At 69.5% G+C, this 25,750-nt stretch carries 1 protein-coding gene (only partly in view); it reads right to left on the reverse strand.

The genetic code is table 11. The features are described from left to right. Positions 1-25,750, reverse strand: partial view of a non-ribosomal peptide synthase/polyketide synthase gene (locus ACLJPD_RS06260; protein WP_410870767.1) — the 3' portion only. It continues 18,431 nt past the right edge of the window; the window shows 25,750 of its 44,181 coding nt (coding positions 18,432-44,181); its start codon lies off the right edge, out of view; it ends in the stop codon at positions 1-3.

The following is a 25,750-nucleotide window of genomic DNA, read 5'->3' on the forward strand; positions in this document are numbered from 1 at the left end:
CTACTCGGCGACGATTACCGTGACCTCGCCGTCGGCCGCAGCGGTCGGGTCGACCGCGGTGACGAACCAGTGGGTGACCTCGCCGTCGGCCAGGTCGTCTTCGACCGCACCGGCAGGCAGCACCGACAATGCTCCCGCGGTGGACGAGACCAGGAATTCTTGGATCGCGGCCGGGCCGGAGGCGTGGGTGGTGTAGGTGGTGCATTCGTAGTCGATGCCGTGTTCGTCGCGCAGGGTTTCGGCGAGGGTGATCGCGGCGCTCTGGGTGAGCGTCGTGGTGGTGGCGCCTGCGACCTGAACGAAGGCGGGGTGGTCTTCGGACAGGGGGCGGACCCGGTCGGCGTAGGAGACGGGGTGGGCCGCGGCTGCGGCGATCTCGTCTTCGACGTCGGCGAGGACCAACCACTGGCCTGCCACGCCCGCGACCGGCGCCGCGCTGATGCCGAAAGCAGCTCCAGCGGCGGCGATTTCGACGCCGGAGAGTTCGCCGGCGAACAGTACAGCGGCGCCCGCCTTGTGCACAGCCCAGGCGGCGAGGACCGAATCCACGCTGCGGGGCAGCGAGATCGCGACCACGTCACCGGGGCCCGCACCGCGGGCGATGAGCACGCGGGCCAGCTGTGAGGACTTGCGATCCAGTGTGCTGTAGGCGATTTCGCTGTCGCCACGCAGCAGCGCGGGTGCCTGCGGATCGGCTTCGACGACCTCGGCGAGCACCTTGGCCACCGTCTGCGCGCCGACACCGGAAGCCACCGGAGCCGAAGCGGCGGCTGTCACACCGGAATCGGCGAGCAGCTGGGCCCGTTCGCTCGCGTCGAGGATGTCGATGTCGCCGACCAGGCCGGTCGGGTTGTCGAGCAGCTCGTCGAGCACGCGCAGCAGGCGCTGCGACAGCGTGCGGATCTCGTCGGCGGTGAAGGTGCTGGTCAGGTACTTCATCGTGATCTCGATGGTCGACTCGGCCATCACCACCAGCGTGAGCGGGTAGTGGGTGGCGTCATCGAGGCCGACACCGGTGACCTGCATGCCGTCGATCGAGCTCGCCGCGGTGACGGCATCCTTGTCCATCGGGTAGGACTCGAACACCACCAGCGTGTCGAACTGCGAGCCCATGCCCGCCACCCGCTGGATATCGGACAGGCCGACGAAGTGATGGCTGAGCAGTTCGGCCTGCTCGGACTGCACCCGCTGGGTCAGCTTCTCCGCGGTCATCCGGTCATCGATCCGGATGCGCACGGGCAGGGTGTTGATGAACAGGCCGACCATGGACTCCACGCCGGGCAGCTCCGCCGGGCGACCGGACACGGTCGCGCCGAACACCACGTCGTCACGCCCGGTCAGGCGGCCGACGACGATGCCCCACGCGGTCTGGAGCAGCGTGTTCACGGTGACACCCAGTTCACCGGCGAACTTGCCGAGGGCCCTGGTGCGGTCGTTGTCGATCTCGACGATGACCTTGCCGAGTTCGTAGCGTTCCTCGGTGCGCGGCGCGGGCGCGAGCTGGGTGGGGCCTTCGACCCCGGCCAGCGCATCGGCCCAGACCTGCAGCGACACTTCACGATCCCAGCCGGAGAGCCAGGACAGGAAGTTGCGGTAGGACGCCACCCGTGGGAGCGCGGTGAGGTCACCGTGCACCGCGTAGAGGACGAGCAGGTCGCGCATGAGCAGCGGCATGGACCAGCCGTCGACCAGGATGTGGTGGACGGTGATCGCCAGGTGCGCCGTGCCCTCGCCGGTCGTGTACAGACCGAAGCGGATCAGCGGCGCGGTGGCCATGTCGAACTGGTTCGCCTGGTCGGCGCGCAGCAGTTGCCGCATGCGCGGCATCCGCTCGTCTTCAGGCAGATCGGTGAGATCGACCTCGCGCCACGGCACCTCGAGCTCGGACAGCACCACCTGCACCGGCTGACCGGCCGAATCGGTGACGAACGCGGTCCGCAGGTTCGGATACCTGTCGAGCACGGCCTGGGCCGCGCCGCGCAGCCGCTCGGTGTCGAGGGTGCCGGTCAGGTCGAGGACGGCCTGCACGGTGTAGACGTCGACGGTCGCCGAGCTGAGCATGGCGTGGAACATCAGGCCCGCCTGCAGCGGCGAGAGCGGCCACACCTCGGACAGCGCCGGGTAGTCGCGCTCCCACAGCTCGATATCGGACTGGCCGACCCGCACGAGTTGCATGTCGGACGGGGTGAAACCACCCGCGTCGGCACGCTGAGCGTGGGTGGCGAGCGCGGTGAGCGCCGCCACGAACAGGTCGGCGAACTCCTGCGCCTGGTCGGCGGTGAGCAGCCCCTTCGGGAAGGCGATGTTCGCGCCGAGCTGCGGCCCCTCGTCGCCGTCGTTGACGATGGCGTTGATGTCGAGGGTCGCGTTGGCGGGCATGTCGAGGTCCATCTCGGCGTCGAGCTGACCCAGATCCGCCACCGGCACCCACCCGAGTTCGGCGAGCTCGGCCGGAATCTCACCGGCACTCGCTCGACCGAGGTAGTTGAAGCTGATCTGGCCGACACTGGGCAGGTCAGCGCCGTCGAGGTACTTGAGCATGCCGTAGCCGATGCCCTTGTCGGGCACCGCGAGCATCTGCTCCTTGACCGACTTGATGACGTCGGCGAGCACGGCGCCACCGGCGAACGCGTCGTCGAGGTCGGCACCGGCCAGCTCGAGTCGGACCGGGAAGGCGGTGGTGAACCAGCCGACGGTGCGCGACAGATCCGCACCGGCGACGATCTCTTCCTGGCGGCCGTGGCCTTCCAGCTTGATCAGTGCCGCGGTGCCGGATTCGTCACCACGCCAACGGGATACGGCCAGCGCGAGCGCGGTGAGCAGACCGTCGTTGACGCCGCCGTGGTAGAGGCCGGGGATCGCGGTGAGGACCGCGTCGGTGACCTCGGTCGAGAGGGTGACCTGCACCCGGTCGACGGTGGCGAAGGTGTCGACCCGCGGGTCGAAGGCGCGCGCACCCAGCTGCGGGTCAGCCGTTGCCGAAACCTCGCGCCAGAACGGCAGTTCCGCGCGACGATCCGTCGACTGCTCGACCAGGCTGTGCGCCCAGCGTCGCATCGAGGTGCCGTTGACCGGCAGCGTGACCTGCTGGCCCGCCGCGATCTGACCCCAGGCCATGCCGAGATCCGGGATCAGGATGCGCCAGGAGACGCCGTCGATCACGAAGTGGTGGCCGACGATGAGCAGCACGTCGCGGCGGCGCGGGCCCTTGGCGGGCGCACCGAAGGTGAACCAGACGAACTGCACCATGGCGGCGCGGGCGGGGTCGAGCCGACCCATGGCCTCGTCGTACTCGACGCTGGCCAGCTTGGAGAGCTGGTCGTCGGCGATGTCACCGGCGACCTCGACCCGACGCACGAGGGTGGTCACGTCGACCTCGCCCGGCGCCAAAGCCTCGAAGACCCAACCGGTCTCGGGGTCCTTCGCGACCCGCGAACGCAGCACGTCGTGGTGGTCGAAGACCGCTCCGATCGTGGCGTGCAGGACCTCGGCGGTGATGTTCTCGGGCAGACGAAGCACCATCGACTGGGAGAAGCGGTCGTAGGTGGAGCCGCTCGCCAGGATCTGGCGCATGATCGGCAGCATCGGGATATCGCCGACACCGCCGCCCGGCAGCTCCTCCAGGACGATCTGTTCGGCGTCGCCCGCGAGCACGGCGATCTCGGCAAGCCCTGCGACGCTGCGCTTTTCGAACACATCACGCGGCTTGAAGAGCACGCCGCGATCCTTGGCGCGCGAGACCAGCTGGATGGACAGGATCGAGTCTCCGCCGAGGGCGAAGAACGAATCGTCCAGGCCGACGGCGTCGACACCGAGCACCTCGGCGTAGACGCCTGCGATGATCGCCTCGATTTCGCTTGTCGGCGTGCGGAACTCGCGTGGGGCGAGAACCGGCTCTGGCAGCGCGCGGCGGTCCAGCTTGCCCGCGGGGGTCAGCGGGATCTCGTCGAGGACCATCACCGCCGCCGGGACCATGTGCGCGGGCAGGTGCTGCGCCGCGTATTCGACCAGGGCGGCCGGGTCCACAGTGCCGCGCACGTAGGACACCAGGATGGTGGCGCCCGCGTCGGTCTTGCGGCCGATGGTGGCGGCGAACTCGACGTCGTCGTGCGCGGTGAGGACCGCGTCAATCTCGCCCAGTTCGATCCGGAAACCGCGGATCTTCACCTGGAAGTCGTTGCGGCCCACGTACTCCACGACGGGCTTGCCGTTGACCGTGCGCCACGCGACGACGTCACCGGTGCGGTACAGGCGCGCGCCCACCGCGGGGCTGCCGGCGGGCCCGGAGGAGGTAGCGGAGCGTGACCCCGCAGGGCCCTCGGCTGCCCCGCCATCCGACACCGGGTACGGGCTGGCGACGAAACGCTCGGCGGTGAGGCCGTGGCGCGCGTGGTAGCCGCGGGCCAGCGGGACGCCGCCGAGGTACAGCTCACCGGCCACACCCTCGGGGACCGGGCGCAGACGGTTGTCGAGCACGTACACGGTCGCGCCGGCGATCGGACCACCGATGTTCATGGTGTCGCCCGGCAGCAGCGGATCGGACAGGTTCGTCGCGATGGTCGCCTCGGTCGGACCGTAGGCGTTGTAGAACCGGTGCCGCGCCGGGTCGGTCCCGGCGCTGTGCCAGTTCGCGACCAGGTCGACGGGTGCCTTGTCGCCACCGACGATCAGCGCTTCGAGTCCGGCCAGTGCCGCGGGTTCCATCGACGCCGCGACCAGCGGGGTGAGGAACACGTGGGTGAGCTGCTGGCTCGCGATGATGTCGGCCAATTCCTCGCCGCCGACCACACCGACCGGCGTGATGACGAGGGTGCCCGCCGAGCCGACCGCGAGCAGGAACTCGAGGATCGACGCGTCGAACGACGGTGACGCGAAGGCCAGGGTCCGCGCGTTCTTGTCGAGACCGAACTGCCCGACCTGGGCGGCGGCGAAGTTGGGCACACCGGCGTGGGTGACGACGACGCCCTTGGGCAGGCCCGTCGAACCCGAGGTGTAGATCATGTAGGCCGTGTTGCCGGGGCGGACCGCGCCGCGGCGATCGGCCTCGGCGATCGGGGTGTCGGACTGTGCGGCGATCTCGGCCTGGATGGTCGAGTCGTCGAGTGTCAGCCAGTCACCCAGTGCGGGTGCGGGCAGGTGATCGACCTCCGACGAGACCGTAATGCCCAGTGCCGCACCGGAATCCGACATCATGTGCGCGATGCGCTCGGCCGGGTACTTCGGGTCGACCGGCAGGAACGCCGCGCCCGACTTGATCACGGCCCAGATGGCGAGGGTGGTGTCGAGCGAACGCTGCATGGCGATGGCCACGACCGTTTCGGGTGCCGCCCCGCGCTCGATGAGGACCCGCGCCAGACGCGAGGAGGCCGCGTCGAGCTCGGTGTAGGTCAGCGATGAGACCGACTGAGCGATCGATTCCGACGCGGCCGTGAGCGCGCCGACCAGACCACTGTCGGCCGACTCGCCGGGAGCGACAATCGCTTGTCCGGTCGGGTTGGTTGCCACGGCCTGGGCCAGCAGCTCCGGCAGGGTGCTCACCGAAGCGGCGGGACCGCCTGTGCGAGTGAGCAGTTCGGTGCGCTCGGTCTCGTCGAGGAGTTCGAGGTCACCGACCGGGGTGGTGGTGTCGGCGACGACCTCGGCGAGCAGACGCTGGAAGCGCTGCGCGAACTTCTCCACGGTCGACTGGTCGAACAGCGCACTGGCGTAGGAGAACTCGGCGTAGGCGCCCGCGTCGTCCCCGGCCGCCGCTTCACGCACGGTGAGCAGCAGGTCGAACTTGGCGGTATCGACGTCGAAGTCGACGGCCGAGACCGACAGGCCCGGCAGTTCGAAGCTGGCGTCGGGCAGGTTCTCGAACGACAGCGCCACCTGGAACAGCGGGTGCCGTGCGGTGGAGCGCTCGGGGTTGAGCAGTTCCACCAGGCGCTCGAACGGGATGTCGGCGTGGGCGAAAGCGGCCAGGTCGGCTTCCTTGGCCTGGGTCAGCAGCTCCGCGAAGCTCAGCTGCCCACCCACCTGCGTGCGCAGGGCCAGGGTGTTGACGAACATGCCGATCACGTCGTCGAGTTCGGCCTCACCACGGCCCGCGATCGGGGTGCCGATGACGATGTCCTCGGTGCCCGACATGCGCGCCAGGAACACCGCCAGCGCGGTGTGCACAACCATGAACAGCGTCGCGTTCTGCTCGCGAGCGATGGCGGACAGTCCGGCGTGGATGTCACCACCGATCGGGAACAGCACCCGGCCACCGGCGAAGGACTGCGTACTCGGACGCGGCCGGTCGAGGGGCAGGTTCAGCTCGTCGGGGACGCCGGCGAGGGCGCGCTTCCAGTAGCCGGCCTGCTGGGCGACCAGGCTGGTCTCGTCGGTCTCGGAGCCGAGCACCTCGCGCTGCCAGACGCTGAAATCGGCGTACTGCACAGCCATCGGCGCCCAGCCCGGCGCTTCACCGGCCGCGCGGGCGGCGTAGGCGATCATCACGTCGCGGGTCAGCGGGCCCATGGACCAGCCGTCGGCACTGATGTGATGGGCCACGAAGACGAGGATGAACTCGGCATCCGCTCCCACCGTGGAGTTCGCGGACTCGGCGCTGCCCGAGGCTTCGACGCGAAGCAACTTGGCGCGCAACGGAACTTCACCGATCACGTCGAAGCCGGTGGCGATGACGTCGGCGATCTTGTCGCGAACCTGTTCGGGAGCAACGGTTTCCGGTGTCAGATCCGGCACATTGCCCTCGACCGGCAGGATCACCTGGTGCGGTGTGCCGTTGGTCGACGGGTACACCGTGCGCAGGGTCTCGTGCCGCGCGAGCACATCGGCCACGGCCAGCTGCAATGCCTCGACGTCCAGCGCGCCCGAGAGGCGGACGGCGACGGGGATGTTGTTCACCGAGGACGCGGTGTCGAACTGGTTCAGGAACCACATGCGCTGCTGCGCGAGCGAGAGCGGCACCTGATCCGGGCGCGGTCCGGCGACCAGCGCGCGACGCCCACCGGCACCCGCACCCTGCTCGACCTTCACCGCGAGACCGGCCACCGTCGACGCCTCGAACAGCAGGCGAACGGGCACCCGGCTGTCCAGTGCGGCACCGAGGCGGGCCGCGACCTGGGTGGCCAGCAGCGAGTTACCGCCGAGGGCGAAGAAGTCGTCGTCGGCACCGACACGTTCGGCGCCGAGCACATCGGCGAACACGCCTGCCACGATCTCTTCGATCGGGGTCGACGGCGCGCGGAAGGCCTGCGCCTCGAACTCCGGCTCGGGCAGTGCCTTGCGGTCGAGCTTGCCGTTCACGTTCAGCGGCAGCGCGTCCATGACGACGAACGCGGCAGGCACCATGTACGAGGGCAGACCAGCGGCCAGCGTCGACTTGACCAGTGCTACATCGACTTCGGCGGATCCATCCACAGTCGCGGCGGACGCACTGCTGTCACTCACAGCACCCGCCGAACCGGCGCCGACCAGGTACGCCACCAGGCGGTCACCGGTGCGCGGGTCCGACTTGGCGACCACCGCGGCCTGGGCGATCTCGGGCAGCGCGAGCAGCGCCGCTTCGATCTCGCCGAGCTCGATACGGAAGCCGCGGATCTTCACCTGGAAGTCGGTGCGCCCGCGGTAGTCGAGTTCGCGGTTGTTCCAGGTCACCAGGTCACCGGTGCGGTACATGCGCGTACCCGGGGTGAACGGGTTGGCGACGAAGCGGTCGGCGGTCAGGTCGGCGCGACCGAAGTAGCCGCGAGCCAGCTGCGCGCCGGCCAGGTACAGCTCACCGGCGACACCGTCGGGCACCGGGCGCAGACGCTCGTCGAGCACGTAGACCTGGCTGTTCCACTCGGGCGAACCGATGGAGACCGACGCCTGGTCGGCGGCGTTGACGCGGTGCGAGGTGATCGAGACCGCGGCCTCGGTCGGGCCGTACAGGTTGAACAGCTCGGTGCGACTGAACTCGGCGCGGAAACGCTGAGCGAGCGAACCCGGCAGCGCCTCACCGATGGCAAGGACCCGCCACACGGAATCGGGCATCCCTGAGGCGAGCAGCGCGTCGAGCATCGACGGCACCACATGCAGGGTGGTGACCCATTCGCGAGCCATCAGCTCGTTGAGGTAGGCCGGGTCGCGATGGCCGTCGGGCGAGGCGATCACCAGGCGACCACCGCAGACCACTGCCGACCAGAACTCCCAGACCGAGAGGTCGAAGGTGGCGGCGGTCTTGAGCAGCACCGCGTCGGCGGCGTCCATGCCGAACTCGATCAGCTTCCACTGCAGCTGGTTGGCGATGGAGTGGTGCGGGACGGCGACACCCTTCGGGCGGCCGGTGGAGCCGGACGTGAAGATCACGTACGCGGTGTTCTCCGGACGCAGCGGTTCGGTGCGCTCAGCATCAGAAATCGTTGCTGCGCTGAGAGATTCGAGGTCGAGCTCATCGATGCGAACCACCGGCGCGACATCCGTGGCGAAGTCGGCATCGGTCAGCACGCAGACCGGTGCCGCCGTCTCGAGGATGTAGTCGGTGCGCTCGGCCGCCTGATCGGGGTCGACCGGCACATACGCGCCACCGGACTTGGCCACCGCGTACATCGCGACCACCAGATCCACCGAGCGGCGCATGGCCAGCGCGACCCGCGACTCCGGGCCGACACCGAGCGAGATCAGATGCCGCGCGAGACGGTTCACCTTCGCGTCGAGTTCGGCGTAGCTGAGCTGGGCGCCGTCGTCGGTGACCAGCGCGGTCGACTTCGGATCGGCGGCGACGGTCGCGTCGAGTAGCGAGACCAGGGTGGCCTCGGTGTCGACCGGGTAGGTGGTGGCGTTGCGGGCGTCGAGGATCTGGGTGCGTTCAGCCGGGGCCAGCAGCTCGATATCGCCGACCGCGGTGCGCGGGGTGGCGACGATCGCGCCGAGGAGGCGGACGAAACGCTCAACGAAACCTTCGACGGTGGCGTGGTCGAACAGGTCCGTCGCGTAGGTGAACAGACCCGAAATACCTTCGGGCTCACCGGCATCGCCATAGCGGTCGGTGGCGATCAGGTGCAGATCGAACTGCGACAGCTCGGTGGCGATGTCGAGCCCGGAGACCGTCAGGCCCGGCAGCTCCAGGGTGGCGCGGCTGAGGTTCTGGAACGACAGGCCGACCTGGAACAGCGGGTGGCGTGCGGTGGAGCGGACCGGGTTGAGCACCTCGACGAGGCGCTCGAACGGCACGTCGGCGTTGGCGAACGCCGCGATGTCGTCCTCGCGCTGACGGGCAAGCAGCTCGGTGAACGCTTCGCCGCCGTCGACCTTGGTGCGGAAGACCAGGGTGTTGACGAACATGCCGATCATGTCGTCCAGTGCCGCTTCGCCACGACCGGCCATCGGGGTGCCGATGGCGATGTCGTCGGTGCCCGACAGGCGCGCGAGCAGCACCGCGAGGGCGGTGTGCACGACCATGAACAGCGTCGCACCCTCGGCGCGGGCCAGTTCGACCAGCGCGCGGTGGGTGTCGGCGTCGATCTGGACGTCGACCTTGCTACCGGCGAAGGTCTGCACCGCGGGGCGCGGACGGTCGGCGGGCAGGTCGAGCTGATCGGGCAGGTCCGCGAGGGCCTGCTTCCAGTGCGCGACCTGCTTGGCCGCCATCGAGTCGGCGTCGTCCTCGCTGCCGAGGAGGTCGCGCTGCCAGATGCTGTAGTCCGCGTACTGCACGGCCAGCGGCGACCAACCGGGCTCCGAACCCATCGAGCGGGCCGCGTAGGCGGTCATCAGATCGCGGGTCAGCGGGGCGACCGAGGAGCCGTCACCGGAGATGTGGTGCACGACCAGGGCGAGGACGAACTCATCGGTGTTCTCGACGCGGAACAGCGCTACCTTCAGCGGCACCTCGACGGTGACATCGAAACTCGTCGACATCAGTTCCGCGACCGCCGATTCCACCTCGTCGGCGGTGACGGTGCGTTCGATCAGTTCCGGTGCGGCCTGTGCGGGCGACAGGATCACCTGTGCCGCACCGGTTTCGGTCTGCGGGTAGACGGTGCGCAGGATCTCGTGGCGCGAGACCAGGTCGGTGACCGCGGCACGCAACGCGGCCACGTCGAGATCACCGGTGAGGCGCACCGCGACCGGCACGTTGTAGGCCGCAGACTGGGTGTCGAAGCGGTTGAGGAACCACATCCGCTGCTGCGCGAGCGAGAGCGGGATGTGCTCGGGACGCGGGCCGGCGGTGAGCGCCTTGCGATCTCCGGTCTCGGCGTGCTGCTCGACCCGATGAGCCAGCGCGGCCACCGTGGACGCCTCGAACAGCAGGCGGACGGGGATACGGGTGTCGAGCGACTCGCCGAGGCGGGCGGCGACCTGCGTGGCCAGCAGCGAGTTACCGCCCCAGGCGAAGAAGTCGTCGTCGAGCCCGACGCGCTTGTCGGCGTCGAGGCGAAGGACCTCGGCGAAAGTGGCGGCGACGAGCTGCTCGCTCGGGCTCACCGGCGCGCGGAACACGGCCTTCTCGACCTCGGGCTCCGGGAGAGCCTTGCGGTCGAGTTTGCCGTTGGCGTTGAGCGGCAGCGCATCGAGCTGCAGGAACACGGTCGGCACCATGTACGAGGGCAGCTCTTCGGCCAGCGCGGCACGCAGGGCCAGCTTGTCCACCACCGAGTCGGCCACGACGTAGGCGACCAGGCGATCGCCGACGACGGGATCGGTGTGCGCGAGCACCGCCGCGGCAGTGATGCCCGGCCTGCGCAGCAGCGCGGCTTCGATCTCGCCGAGTTCGATGCGGAAGCCACGGATCTTCACCTGGAAGTCGGTGCGGCCCCGGTAATCGAGTTCACCCTCGGCGTTCCACGCCACCAGGTCACCGGTGCGATACATCCGCTCACCGACCACCGAGAACGGGTCCGCGACGAAACGATCGGCGGTCAGATCCGCGCGACCGTAGTAACCGCGGGCCAACTGGGCACCGGCCAGGTACAGCTCACCGGACACCCCGACCGGAACCGGACGCAGACGCGAATCCAGTACGTAGACACGGCTGTTCCACTCCGGCGCACCGATCGAGACCGACACCGCATCCGCAGCGGTGACCGCGTGGCTGGTGATCGAGACCGCGGCCTCGGTCGGCCCGTACAGGTTGAACAACGCGGCAGTGTTGGCCGTGCTGAAACGCTGCGCGGTCGCGGCGGGCAACGCCTCACCAATAGCGAGGACGCGACGCAACGTGCGCGGTAGTGCCGCACCGGATTCGGTGAGCAACGCGTCGAGCATCGACGGCACCACGTGCAGCGTGGTGACACCGGTGGCCCGCATCAGGTCGTTGAGGTAGGCCGGGTCACGGTGACCATCGGCGGTGGCGACCACCAGACGGGCACCCGCGACGGCGGCGGTCCAGAACTCCCAGACCGAGAGGTCGAAGGTGGCCGCGGTCTTGAGCAACACCGCGTCATCGGCACCGATACCGAATTTGGCTGTCTCCCACAGCAACTGATTCACGATTGCACCGTGCGAGACCGCGACACCCTTGGGCTTGCCGGTCGAGCCGGACGTGAAGATCACGTACGCGGTATTCGCGGGGACCACGGTGGCCCCGGTGATCGCCGCAGCGCTGACATCGCTCAGGTCGAGCTCGTCGAGAACCACCACTTCGGCTGCCGCCGTACTGAATTCGGCGTTCGCGGTGGTCAGCACGACCGCTGGGGCAGCGGTTTCCAGGATGTAGTCGGTGCGCTCGGCGGGCTGATCCGGGTCGATCGGCACATACGCCGCACCCGTGCGAGCCACGGCGTACATCGCGATGATCAGCTCGGCGGAGCGGCGGATGGCCAGGGCCACCCGATCCTCGGTACCGATCCCGCGCGAGATCAGGTGCCGTGCAAGACGATTTACCTCGGTATCGAGCTCGGAATAGGTGAGCTCCCGACGCCCGCCGACGCCCCGAGTGCGCGACGCATCGACGTCCGCGTCGGATTCCGGTTCGTCCACGACCAACGCGATGGCGTCAGGAGTGGCCGCCACGGTCGCGTCGAGCAGCGACACCAGGGTGGCGTCGGTGTCGACCGCGTGCGCGGTGTCGTTCCACGCCGTGACGATCTGCGCGGATTCCGGCGTGGTGAGCAGGTCGATGTCGCCGACCGGGATGGTGGCGTCGGCGGCGACCGCGTCGAGTACCAGCAGGAAGCGGTCGGCGAAGCTCTGGACCGTCGACTCGTCGAACAGGTCGATGGCGTACTCGAATTCGGTGACCAGCTGAGCCGGTGCGCCGTCGTCGGTGTAGCGGTCGTAGAGGGTGACGTGCAGGTCGGTCTTGGCCAGCTGCGAGTCGTAGTCCACGGCGCTGACGGTCAAGCCGGGCAGTTCGAACGTGGTGTCGGCCAGGTTCTGGAACGACAGGCCCACCTGGAACAGCGGGTTGCGCGCGGTGGAGCGGACCGGGTTGAGCACCTCGACGAGGCGCTCGAACGGCACGTCGGCGTTGGCGAAGGCTTCCAGGTCGCGGTTGCGCACGTCGGCGAGCAGTTCGGCGAAGGAGGCGCCGGGGTCGACGGCGGTGCGGAACACCAGGGTGTTGACGAACATGCCGATCAGGTCGTCGAGTTCGCGTTCCCCACGGCCCGCGATCGGGGTGCCGACCGCGATGTCGTCGGTGCCCGACAGGCGGGCCAGCAGCACCGCGAGCGCGGCGTGCACGACCATGAACAGCGAGGCGTTGTTCGCCCTGGCCAGCTCGTGCAGGGCCGCGTGGCGGACCGGGTCGATCTCGAAGCGGATGGCCTGGCCCTGGAACGACTGCGCGGGTGGGCGCGGCCGGTCGGCGGGCAGTTCGAGCTGGTCGGGCAGCCCGGCGAGCGCTTCCCGCCAGTAGGCGACCTGCTTGGCCGCGAGGGATTCGGGATCGGTCTCGTCGCCGAGGACCTCGCGCTGCCACAGCGCGTAGTCGGCGTACTGCACCGGCAGCGGCGCCCACTGCGGCGCCTCACCCTGCACGCGGGCCACGTAGGCGGCCATGATGTCGCGCGCCAGCGGGCCCATCGAGGAGCCGTCGGCGGAGACGTGGTGCACGGTGAACGCGAGCACGCGGTCGGTCTCGTTGAGCTCGAACAGCGCGACCTTGAGCGGCACCTCTCGGGTGACGTCGAAGGTGGTCATCGCGAATTCGATGACGCTGCCGAGCAGTTCGGCCTCGGTGACCGCGATGTGGTGCACCACGGCGCGGCTCTGCGAGATGGGCAGGATCACCTGGTGCGGGCCGTCGGGCGAGCCCGGGTAGGTGGTGCGCAGCATCTCGTGGCGGGCGAACACGTCGCCGATGGCCTGTTCGAGCGCGGGCACGTCGAGTTCACCGGTGAGGCGAACCGCCAGCGGGATGTTGTCGACCGCCGAGGTGGAGGTGTCGAACTGGTTGAGGAACCAGTAGCGCTGCTGGGCGGGCGAGAGCGGGATCGCGGCGGGCCGCTCCCCCGCGGTCAGGCGTGGACGGGTCCGGCCGGAGCCCGCGTTGCGCTCGGCGCGGGCGGCCAGCGCGGAGACCGTCGAGGCCTCGAACAGGTCGCGCACCGAGAGCTGGGTGTCCAGTGCGGCGCCGATGCGGGCGGTGACCTGGGTGGCCAGCAGCGAGTTGCCGCCGAGTTCGAAGAAGTCGTCGTCGGCACCGACGCGGGTCACGCCGAGGACGTCGCCGAAGGTGCCCGCCACGATCTCCTCGATCGGGGTGGACGCCGCGCGGAACACCTTGGCCTCGAACACCGGCGCGGGCAGCGCCTTGCGGTCGAGCTTGCCGGAGGCGTTGAGCGGGAAGGCATCCAGGATCACGAACGCGGTCGGAACCATGTAGGTCGGCAGTGCGCCGCCGAGTTCGGTGCGCACGGCGTCGAGGTCGATGCTCGCACCGGCGGCCGGGATCAGGTAACCGACCAGCTGGTCGCCGAGACGCTCGTCGGAGCGGACCACGACCACGGACTGGGCGATCGAGGGCAGTCCGGTCAACGCCGACTCGATCTCGCCGAGTTCGATGCGCAGACCACGCAGTTTGACCTGGAAGTCGGTGCGGCCCAGGTACTCCAGTTCACCCTCGGCAGTCCAGGCAACCAGGTCACCCGTGCGGTACATGCGGGCGGCTGTCCCGCTGCTGGATACCACGGCGAACGGGTCGGCCACGAAGCGGTCGGCAGTGAGGTCAGGACGGGCGACATAGCCGCGCGCCAGCTGCACACCGGCCAGGTACAGCTCGCCGGGAACGCCGACGGGCACCGGGTGCAGACGCGAATCCAGCACGTACACCTGGGTATTGAAGACCGGGGCACCGATCGGCACCGAGGTGGTGTCGGTGTCGGTGACCTCGTGGAAGGTCACGTCGACCGCGGCTTCGGTGGGTCCGTACAGGTTGTGCAGGGCCGCGCCGGTGAGCGCGCGCATCCGCTGGGCGGTCGGCGCGGGCAGCGCCTCACCCGAGGCGAACACCAGGCGCAGGCTGCTCGAAACCCGCACGCCGTCGGCGAGTGCCACAGCGGCGGATTCGGCCAGTTCGGCGACGAACACCGACATCATCGACGGCACGAAGTGCACGGTGGTGACGCCTTCGGTGGCGATGATCTCGGCGAGGTAAGCCGGATCGCGATGGCCGTCGGGCTTCGCGACAACCAGGCGCGCACCGATCTGCAAGGGCCAGAAGAACTCCCACACCGACACATCGAACGTGGCAGGCGTCTTCTGCAACACCACATCGGCCTCGGTCAGACCGTAGGCCTCCTGCATCCACACCAAACGGTTGACAATCGCGCCATGGCTGACCGCCACACCCTTCGGACGACCCGTCGAACCCGACGTGAAGATCACGTACGCCGTGTTCTCCGGACGCAACGGCGCGATCCGCTCGGCATCGGTGACCGGCGCATCCGAGTAACCCGAGAGATCCAGGCGCTCGATGTTCAGCGCGGCGGTCGAACCCGCATCGAATTCGTCACGGACAGTGGTCAATACGCAGACCGGCGCCGCGGTGTCGAGCACGTAGTGGGTGCGCTCGGCCGGGTGGTCGGGGTCGAGCGGCACGTACGCGCCGCCGGCCACACTCACCGCGTACATGCCGATCACCAGGTCGAGCGAGCGGCGCATGCCGAGCGCGACCATGGTGTCCGGGCCCACGCCCTGGGCGATGAGGTGGCGGGCCAGGCGGTTCACCTGCGCGGTGAACTCACGGTAGGACAGACTCGTCCCCTCGAACGTGAGGGCGGTCGCGTTCGGGCTGGTCACGGCCTGCGCCTCGAACATCGAGACCAGCGTCGCGGCCTGGTCGACCGGGTGCTCGGTGGCGTTCCAGTCGGTGATCACCTGGCGATATTCGGCCGGGGCCAAAAGGTCGACCTCGCCGATCGCGCGGGTCGGCTTGGCGACGACCGCCGTCAGCATCCGCACCAGGCGCTGCGCGAGGGCGGCGATGGTGTCGGCGTCGAACATGTCCGTCGCGTAGGCGAATTCGGCGGTCATGCCGTCGGCGGAACCATCGGCGCGGTGGCGGTCGGCCAGGTTCAGGTGCAGATCGAACTTGGCGGTGACCACATCGAGCGGCACGCCGGCGACCTCGAGTCCGGGGAGTTCGAAGGACGCCTCGCCGGTGTTCTGGAAGGACAGCATCACCTGGAACAGCGGGTGGCGGGCCTGCGAACGGGCCGGGTTGAGGATCTCGACGAGCCGCTCGAACGGCAGGTCAGCGTGACCGAAGGCGGCGAGGTCGTGCTCCCTGGTCTGTGCGAGCAGGTCGGCGAACGGCTGCGCCGGGTCGACGGTGCTGCGCAGCACCAGGGTGTTGACGAACATGCCGATGGCGTCGTCGAGCACCGCTTCACCACGGCCCGCGACGGCGGTGCCGATGGCGATGTCGTCGCTGCCCGACAGGCGGGCCAGCAGTGCGGCGAAGGCCGCGTGCACGACCATGAACAGGCTGGCGCCGTGTTCGCGGGCGAGTGCGTTGAGGCTCGCCGACAGGGTCGGGTCGATCGAGAACTCGTGCACACCGCCGCGATTGGACGCGACAGCGGGGCGGGCGCGATCGGCGGGCAGGTCGAGCTGGTCGGGCAGACCCGCCAGGTGCTGCGACCAGTAGGCCACCTGCTGGGCGATCATCGACGCCGAATCCGCTTCGGAGCCGAGGGTTTCGCGCTGCCACAGGGCGAAGTCGGCGTACTGCACGGGCAGCGGGGCCCAGCCGGGCGCTTCACCGCGCGAGCGGGCCGCGTAGGCGATCATCACGTCGCGGGCCAGCGGGCGCACCGACCAGCCGTCGCCGGAGATGTGGTGCACGACGAAGACCAGCACGTGGGTGTCGGGCTGCGAGCCGTCCATCGAGCCCGCGACGCGCAACAGCTCGGCGCGCACCGGGACCTCGGCGGTCACGTCGAACCCGGCGAGCACGAGTTCGCTGATCCGATCGCGAATCTCGTCCTCGTCCACCGTGCTCGGGCTGAGCGAGATCGGCATCTGCCCCACGGGGAGCACGACCTGCACGCCCTGGCCATCGGCGGTTTCGGGGTAGACGGTGCGCAGCACCTCGTGCCGGTCGACCACGTCGGCGACGGCCTGGCGCAGGGCGTCGATATCGAGGTCACCGGTCAGGCGGACGGCCAGGGGGATGTTGTTGACGCCGGTCGCGCTGTCGAAGCGGTTGAGGAACCACATGCGCTGCTGGGCGAGCGAGAGCGGGATCTGCTCCGGCCGCGCACCGGCGACGAGCTCGCGACGGCTGCCGCTGCCCGCGTGCGTCTCCACCTTGGCGGCCAGTGCGGCCACCGACGGCGCCTCGAACAGCACGCGTACGGGGACGCGAGTATCCAGGGCGGCACCGAGGCGGGCGACCACCTGGGTGGCGATGAGCGAGTTGCCGCCCAGGTCGAAGAAGTCGTCGTCCAGGCCGACCGCGCGGTCGCCGGACAGGCCGAGCACCTCGGCGAAGGTGGCGGCGACGATCTCCTCGATCGGGGTGCTCGGGGCACGGAACTCGCGCGCCTCGAACACCGGCTCGGGCAGGGCCCGCCGGTCGAGCTTGCCGTTGGCGCTCAGCGGCATCTCGTCGATGACGACGAACGCGGCCGGAACCATGTAGGACGGCAGTTGCGCGGCGAGATGCGTACGCAGAACATCGATTTCGACGGTCGCACCGGCGGCGGGGACAACATAACCGACGAGCTGATCACCGGTGCGCGCATCCGAACGCACGACCACGACGGCCTGCGTGACGGTGTTCTGCGCGGTGAGCGCCGCTTCGATCTCGCCGAGTTCGATGCGCAGACCGCGCAGCTTGACCTGGAAGTCGGTGCGACCGAGATAGGTGATGACGCCGTTCTCGTCGCGGCGCACGAGGTCACCGGTGCGGTACATGCGCCGGCCACTGCCCTGCGCCGCACCGCCGTCAGCCACAGCGGCGAACGGGTCGGCGACGAAGCGGTCGGCGGTGAGGTCCGGGCGGCCGAAGTAGCCGCGGGCCAGTTGCGCGCCCGCCAGATACAGCTCACCGGCGACGCCGGCGGCGACCGGGTGCAGACGCGAATCCAGGACGTAGGCCTGCGAGTTCCAGACCGGCGAACCGATCGGGACGGCACCGTCGACGTGGTCGGCGACCGGGCCGTGCGTCGCGTGGACGGTGAACTCGGTGGGGCCGTACAGGTTGAACAGGGCCGCGTCGCTCACCTTGCGCAGTGCCACGACCGCGTCGGCGGTGAACGCCTCACCGGCGATCAGCAGGGCCCGCAGCGAGGACAGCGCTCCGCCCGCGACGGCGCCGGCATCGATGCTGCCCGCGAAGACGGTGAGCATCGACGGCACGAACGAGGTCATCGTGACACGGTGGGCGGTGATGACATCGGCGAGGTACTGCGGATCACGGTGACCGTCGGGGCTCGCCACGACGATCCGGCCGCCGGTGCTCAACGGGCCGAACAGCTCCCACACCGACACGTCGAAGGTGGCGGGCGTCTTGAACAGCACCACATCGTCGGCATCGATGCCGTATTCGCCGGTGATCCAGCGGATCTGGTTCACCACGGCCGAGTGCGGCACGGCCACACCCTTCGGGCGGCCGGTCGAGCCGGAGGTGAAGATGACGTACGCCGGGTGCTGCGGGAGCAACGGCGCGATCCGCTCAGCGTCGGTGACCGGAGTCGCCGGGTAGTCCGAGAGATCGAGCGCGTCGATGACGAGCGTCAGCGGGTCAGCGTCAGCCGCGCTGCCACCGAAACCGTCGCGGGTGGTGGTGAGGACGACGACCGGGGCGGCCGTCTCCAAGACGTAGGCGATGCGGTCGGCGGGCTGGTCCAGGTCGAGCGGCACGTAGCCACCGCCTGCTTCCTGCACCGCGTAGGCGGCGACGACCAGTTCGATGCTGCGGCGCAGGCCGAGCGCGACCAGGGTCTCCGGGCCGACACCGGCTTCGATCAGGCGGTGCGCCAAACGGTGCACACGCGAGGCGAATTCGGCATAGGTCAGGGTTTCGCCGGTGGCGGGGTCGACCATCGCGACCGCGTCCGGGGTGGCCAGCGCCTGGCGGGCGAACTCGTCCACCAGCGTGCCCGCGTCGGGCAGCTCGCGGGCGGTGTCGTTCCAACCATGCACGGCCAGCGCGGTTTCGGCCGAGTCCAGCAGCGCGATATCGCCGACGGCGCGGTTCGGGGCCGCCGCGATTCCGGCGAGGAGGCGGGCGAAGCGGTCGCCGAAGCGGTCCATTGTCGCCGCGTCGAACAGGTCGGTCGCGTAGATCAGTTCGGCGACGATGCCGGACGTGTCGCCCGGCTTCTCGGTGAGCACCACCTGGAGGTCGAACTTGGCCACGTCGATCGGCAGGTCGACGCCGCTGACGGTGAGGCCGGGCAGTTCCAGGCTGGTCTGGGCGGTGTTCTGGAAGGCCAGCATGACCTGGAACAGCGGGTGGCGGGCCTGCGAGCGGGCGGGGTTGATGATCTCGACGAGGCGTTCGAACGGCAGGTCGGCGTGGCCGAAGGCCGCGATATCGCTCGCGCGGACCGCACCGAGCAGGTCGGTGAAGCCGGCGTCGCTGTCGACCTCGGTGCGCAGCACCAGGGTGTTGACGAACATGCCGATCAGGTCGTCGAGGGCGCGCTCACCACGGCCCGCGATGGGGGTGCCGATGGCGATGTCGTGCTCGCCGGACAGGCGCGAGAGCAGCAGGGCGAGGGCCGCGTGGGTGACCATGAACAGCGTCGCGCCGCGGCTGCGGGCCAGCTCTGCCAGTGCCGCATGGGTTTTCGCGTCGATCTCGAAGGTGTGGGTGGCACCGCGACCGCTGGCGACCGCGGGGCGCGGCCGGTCGGCGGGCAGGTCGAGCTGCTCGGGCAGGCCGCGCAGGTTCGCACCCCAGAACGAGATCTGCTGGGCGATCACCGATTTCGCGTCGTCCTCATCACCGAGCACGGCACGCTGCCACAGTGCGAAGTCGGCGTACTGGACTTCCAGTGGACGCCAGGCCGGTTCGGCGCCTTCCACGCGGGCGCTGTAGGCGGTCATCACGTCGCGGGTCAGCGGGCCCATGGAGAAGCCGTCGGCCGAGATGTGGTGCACGACAAGGGCGAGCACGTGTTCGGTGGGGCTCACCTCGAACAGGGCCGCGCGGAACGGCACCTCCGCGGTGACGTCGAACGCGGTGCGTACCAGTTCCGCGAGTCGTTGCGGCAGTTGGTCGGCGGTGGTCTCGATCGGCGCCAGGTCGGGGATGACCTTGCCGGTCGGGACGATCACCTGGTAGCCGGCGCCGGAAACCTCGGGGTAGTAGCTGCGCAGCGATTCGTGGCGGGCGAGCACGTCGGCCACGGCCACCTGCAGCGCCTGACGGTCGAGCAGGCCCGACAGCCGGACGGCGGCGGGGATGTTGTCCACCGCGGATTCGGGGTCGAAGCGGTTGAGGAACCACATGCGCTGCTGGGCAAGCGACAGCGGCACCCGTTCGGGACGCTGCTGCGGCACCAGCGGTGCGCGGCGCTCGGCACCGGAGTGCGTCTCGGCGCGGGCGGCCAGCCCGGCGACGGTGGAGGCCTCGAACAGTTCGCGCACGCCGATATCGGTCTCCAGCGCGGCCGACAGTCGGGCGGCGACCTGGGTGGCGGTCAGCGAGTTGCCGCCGAGGGCGAAGAAGTCGTCGTCGAGGCCGACCCGGTCGAGGCCGAGCACATCGGCGAAGGTCGCGGCGACGATCTCCTCGACCGGAGTGGTCGGGGCGCGGAACACCGCGGCCTCGAACACCGGCGCGGGCAGCGCCTTGCGATCGAGCTTGCCGGAGGCGTTGAGCGGGAACTCGTCGAGGACGATGATCACCGCGGGCACCATGTAGGCGGGCAGGTTGTTGCCCAGTTCCTCTCGGGCGTCCTCGATGTCGACGGTGCGGCCGGTCGCCGGGATGACGTAGGCAACCAGCTGGTCGCCGGTGTGCTGATCGCCGCGGACGACGACCACCGACTGGGCCACCTCGTCGAGCCCCGTGAGCGCGGACTCGATCTCGCCGAGCTCGATGCGCAGGCCACGCAGCTTCACCTGGAAGTCGGTGCGGCCCAAATACTCCAGCTCACCCTGTTCGGTCCAGGCGACGAGGTCACCGGTGCGGTACATGCGTGCGCCGTCGGTGCTCAGCGGGTTGGCCACGAAGCGGTCCGCGGTCAGGTCCGGCCGCGCGACATAACCGCGCGCCAGCTGATCGCCCGCCAGGTAGAGCTCACCCGCGACACCGACCGGGACGGGGCGCAGGCGCGCGTCGAGGACGTAGACCTGGGTGTTGAAGACCGGCGCACCGATCGGGACGGTGTCCACATCGGTGTCGACGACCTCGTGGAAGGTCACGTCGACCGCGGCCTCGGTGGGACCGTACAGGTTGTGCAGCGCGGCACCGGTCAGCTCGCGCAGACGGTGAGCGGGCTTGGGCGGCAACGCCTCACCGGAGGCAAACACCATGCGCAGCGAGTCGCAGCGCGCGGCCGCGGCGTCGGCGACGAACACCGCGAGCATCGAGGGCACGAAGTGGGTGACGGTGACGCCCTCGGTGGCGATGATCTCGGCGAGGTAAGCCGGGTCACGGTGCCCATCGGGCTTCGCGACAACGAGTTTCGCGCCGATCTGCAAGGGCCAGAAGAACTCCCACACCGACACATCGAACGTGGCAGGCGTCTTCTGCAACACCACATCGGCCTCGGTCAGACCGTAAGCCTCCTGCATCCACACCAAACGGTTGACGATCGCGCCATGGCTGACCGCCACACCCTTCGGACGACCCGTCGAACCCGAGGTGAAGATCACATACGCCGTGTTCTCCGGACGCAACGGCGCGATCCGCTCGGCATCGGTGACACGGGTGTCGGTGTAGCCGTCCAGGTCGAGCAGGTCGATGCGGACCTGCGCGGTATCGATCTCCAGATCGGCCCCCGAGGTGAGCACGCACACCGGATCCGCTGTCGCCAGAATGTATTCCGTGCGCTCGGCCGGGTGATCGGGGTCGAGCGGCACGTAGGCGCCACCGGCCACGCTCACCGCGTACATGCCGACGACCAGGTCGATCGAGCGGCGCATGCCAAGTGCCACATAGGTTTCCGGGCCGACACCGCGGTCGATCAGCCAGCGCGACAGGCGGTAGACCCGCTGGGCGAACTCGGCGTAGGAAAGATCTGTCCCCTCGAAAGAGAGGGCGGTGGCCTGCGGCGTGCGGGCAACCTGAGCCTCGAACATCGAGACGAGGGTGGCCCGCTGGTCGACCTCGTGCGCGGTGGCGTTCCACTCGCGCACGACGAGTTCGCGTTCGACGGCGTCGAGCAGTTCGATATCGCCCACGGCGACAGTCGGTTCCGTGGTGATCGCAGTGAGTACCCGGATCAGGCGCTCGGCGATGCGGTGCACGGTGGCCGCGTCGAACAGCTCGCTCAGGTAGCCGGCGCGGATGCGCAGCTGGGTGTCGAGCTGGGCGATCAGCGACAGCGGGTAGTGGGTGGCGTCGGCGGCGTCGAGACCGGTGACAGCCATGCCGTCGATGTCGGCGGCCTGGGCCTTGATGCCCTCGGCGTCGACCGGGTAGGACTCGAAGACCACCAGCGTGTCGAACAGGCCACCGATGCCCGCCGCCGACTGGATCTCGGCGAGGCCGATGTAGTGGTGGTCGAGCAGGTCGGCCTGCTCGCCCTGGGTGCGGGTGAGCACCTCGCGCACCGATTCGGCGGCGTCGAACCGCACGCGCACCGGGACCGTGTTGATGAACAGGCCGACCATGGATTCCACGCCGGAGAGCTGGGCGGGACGGCCCGACACGGTGGTGCCGAAGAGCACGTCGTCGCGGCCGGTCATCCGGCCGAGCACGATCGACCAGGCGACCTGCAGGACGGTGTTCGGGGTGACGCCGAGGTCGGCGGCCAGCGCCACGAGCCGCGCCGTGGTCGGCTCGTCGAGGTCGAACAGGTACTCGTCGGACAACGCGGCGATCTCGCGGCTCGCGTCGGGGCGGGCCAGCATGGTCGGCTCGGTGACGCCGCGCAGCGCGTCGGACCAGGCCTCGACCGAGACCGAGTGGTCCTGGCGGCCGACCCATTCCAGGAAGTGACGGTAGGAGCGGACGGCGGGTAGTGCGCTCGCGTCACCGTGCAGGGCGTAGAGGGCGAGCAGGTCGCGCATGACCAGCGGCGTCGACCAGCCGTCGAGCAGGATGTGGTGGTTCGACACCACGAAGCGCCACTCGTGTTCGGCGATCTGGATCAGGGTGAAGCGGATGAGCGGCGGGTCGGCCAGGTCGAAGCGGGCGGTGCGGTCGGCTTCGACCAGGTCGGCGAATTCGCCGGTCTCGATGCGGTGGTGTTCGGTCCAGGCGACGCGGGTGGTGTCAAGGACGACCTGCACGGCATTGCCGTCGTGGTCGGTGACGAACGCGGTGCGCAGGGTTTCGTGGCGATCCAGGAGGGCCTGGGCGGCGGCGCGCAGACGGGTGGCGTCGACGCGACCGGTGAGTGTGAGGACCGCCTGGGCGGTGTAGACGTCGACCGAGGTGGCGGCGAGGCGGGCGTGGAAGAACAGGCCTGCCTGCAGTGCCGCGAGTGGCCACACCTGGGTGAGCTCGGGGTAGCGCTTCTCCCAGGTGTCGATATCGCGCTGGGTGGAACGCACGAGGGCGAAGTCGGACGGCGTGTGACCGCCCGCGTCGGCCGAATTGGCATGCCGGGCAACGGCTTCCAGTGCGGTGATCCACAGGTCGGCGAATTCGCGGACCTCGGCTTCGGCGAGCAGGGTGCTCGGGTAGCCGATATTGGCGCTGAGCTTGTCGCCGACGACGATCGCGTTGACGTCCAGCGGCGCCATCGCGGGCATGTCGGCGTCGTAGGCACCGCCGAGGGCGGCCAGCTCGGGTGCGGGGATCCAGCCGAAGCCGCGCAGGGCGTCGGGGACATCGCTGTCGGCGACGCGGCCGAGGTAGTTGAAGCTGATCTGGCCGGGGAGTTGCGTGGGCAGCTCGACGGCGGTCTCGGCGTTCATGTACCGCAGCAGGCCGTAGCCGATGCCCTTGTCGGGCACCGAGAGCAGCTGTTCCTTGACGGCCTTGACGGCCTGACCCAGCGCCGGACCACCGGCGAGCGCGGCGTCGATATCGATGCCCGCCAGGTCGAGGCGGACCGGGAAGATCGCGGTGAACCAGCCGACGGTGCGGGACAGGTCGGCGCCGGGCGCGACCTCTTCCTCACGGCCGTGGCCTTCGAGACGGACCAGCAGCGCGTCGTTGTCCGACCCCGCCGCGCTGGCCGAACGGCGACCGTTCGACGCGGCGTTGCGCGAGGTACCGGTACGGAGGGAACGCCACTTGGCGGCGGCCAGTGCCAGCGCGGTGAGCAGGCCGTCGTTGACGCCACCGTGGAACAGCGCGGGAACGGTGGTGAGCAGGGCCTTGGTGACCTCGGCGGACACCTCGACCGGCAGCTTCTCCACGACACCGGAGACGTCGACCGCCGGATCCATGGGCCGCTCGGTGAGCAACGGGTCCGGGGTGGCGACGACGTCACGCCAGAAGTCGAGCTCGGCGGCGCGCTCGGTGCTCTTCGCCTCGTCGGCGAGGGCATGCGCCCAGGCCCGCATGGAGGTCACGGGGGCGACCAGCTCCGGCTGTTGACCGGCGGAGAGCTGACCCCACGCAGCGACAAAGTCGGGGACGAGGATGCGCCAGGACACACCATCGACCACGAGGTGGTGGGCGACGACGATCAGTCGACCCGCACGCGCGGCGGACGGGGTGGCCGTGGCCGAGTCGGAATCCGCACCCGCCACCGAGACAGTCGGGGTATTCCCGGCGACGGGCTCGAGCCAGACGAATCGCACGACGACACCGTTGGCCGGGTCGAGTCGATCCAGGCTCGCGTCCAGTGCGGCCGCGGCGATGTCGACGAGTTCGGCGTCGGAGACGGTGGGGTCGAAGGTGGTGTGGTCGATGCGGGTGGTCGCGTCGACGGTGCCGGTGGGGGCGGTGGTGACGACCCAGCGGCCGTCGACCTGGTGCAGGCGCGAGCGCAGCATGTCGTGGCGGTCGATGACCGCGCCGACGGTGGCGGCGATGCCCGCGCGGTCGACGCCGACCGGCAGTTCCAGTGCCATGGTCTGGTTGAAGCGGTTGTACGAACCGGCTCGCTCAGCCATGAAGCGCACGACCGGGGTCAGCGGCATCTCGCCGACGCCACCGCCCGGCAGCTCGGCAAGAGTGATCGCGGAAGCCGCTGCGACATCGGCGGTTTCGGCGACCGCGGCCAGCCCCGCGACGGTGCGCTGTTCGAAGACGTTGCGCGGGGAGAACAGCACGCCACGAGCCTTGGCGCGAGAGACGAGCTGGATGGAGACGATCGAATCGCCGCCGAGGGCGAAGAACGAATCGTCCACGCCGACGCGCTCCACACCGAGCACCTCGGCGAAGACCTCGGCGATGGTCTGCTCGACCGGGTTGCGCGCCGCCCGGAAGGTGACCTCGGTGGCGAAAACCGGCTCCGGCAACGCTTTTCGGTCGAGCTTGCCGACCGGGGTCAGCGGCACATGGTCGATCACCATGATCGACGACGGCACCATGTACGCGGGCAGACGCTCCTCGACATGCGCGGTCAGTGCGGCGACATCGATCGAATGACCCGGCCTGGCAACCACATACGCGACGAGCGAGACAGCGCCCGCGGTGCTCTTGTGGCCGACGGTGGTGGCGAAGTCGACGGTCTCGTGCGAGGCGAGGGCGGAGTCGATCTCACCCAGTTCGATGCGGAAGCCGCGGATCTTGACCTGGAAGTCGGAGCGACCGACGTACTCGACGGTGCGTTCGGCGGTCCAGCGCACGACGTCGCCGGTGCGGTACATCCGCTCTCCCGGAACGAACGGGTCGGCGACGAACCGGTCGGCGGTGAGTCCGGCGCGGGCGTGGTAGCCGCGGGCCAGCTGGATGCCCGACAGGTAGAGCTCACCCGCGACACCCACCGGAACGGGCTGGAGCTGGGCGTCCAGGATCAGCGACCGCATGCCGCGCGTCGGACCACCGATGGTGACCAGCTCGCCCGGCACCAGCGCGGCGCTGATGTTGGTCATGATCGTGGTCTCGGTGGGGCCGTACCCGTTGTGGAAGGCACGAGTTGTGCCGTCCGCCAAGGGAACCGCCCACTTCGACACCAGATCGGCGGGGACGGCTTCGCCACCGGCGACCAGGACGCGCAGCGAATCGAGACCGCGGGGATCGAAGGTCGCCAGGGCGGCGGGGGTGATGAAGGCGTGGGTGACCTGCTCGGTGCGGATCAGCTCGGACAGC

The organism is Nocardia sp. A7, assembly GCF_046549215.1.
In the GTDB taxonomy this organism is placed as follows: domain Bacteria; phylum Actinomycetota; class Actinomycetes; order Mycobacteriales; family Mycobacteriaceae; genus Nocardia.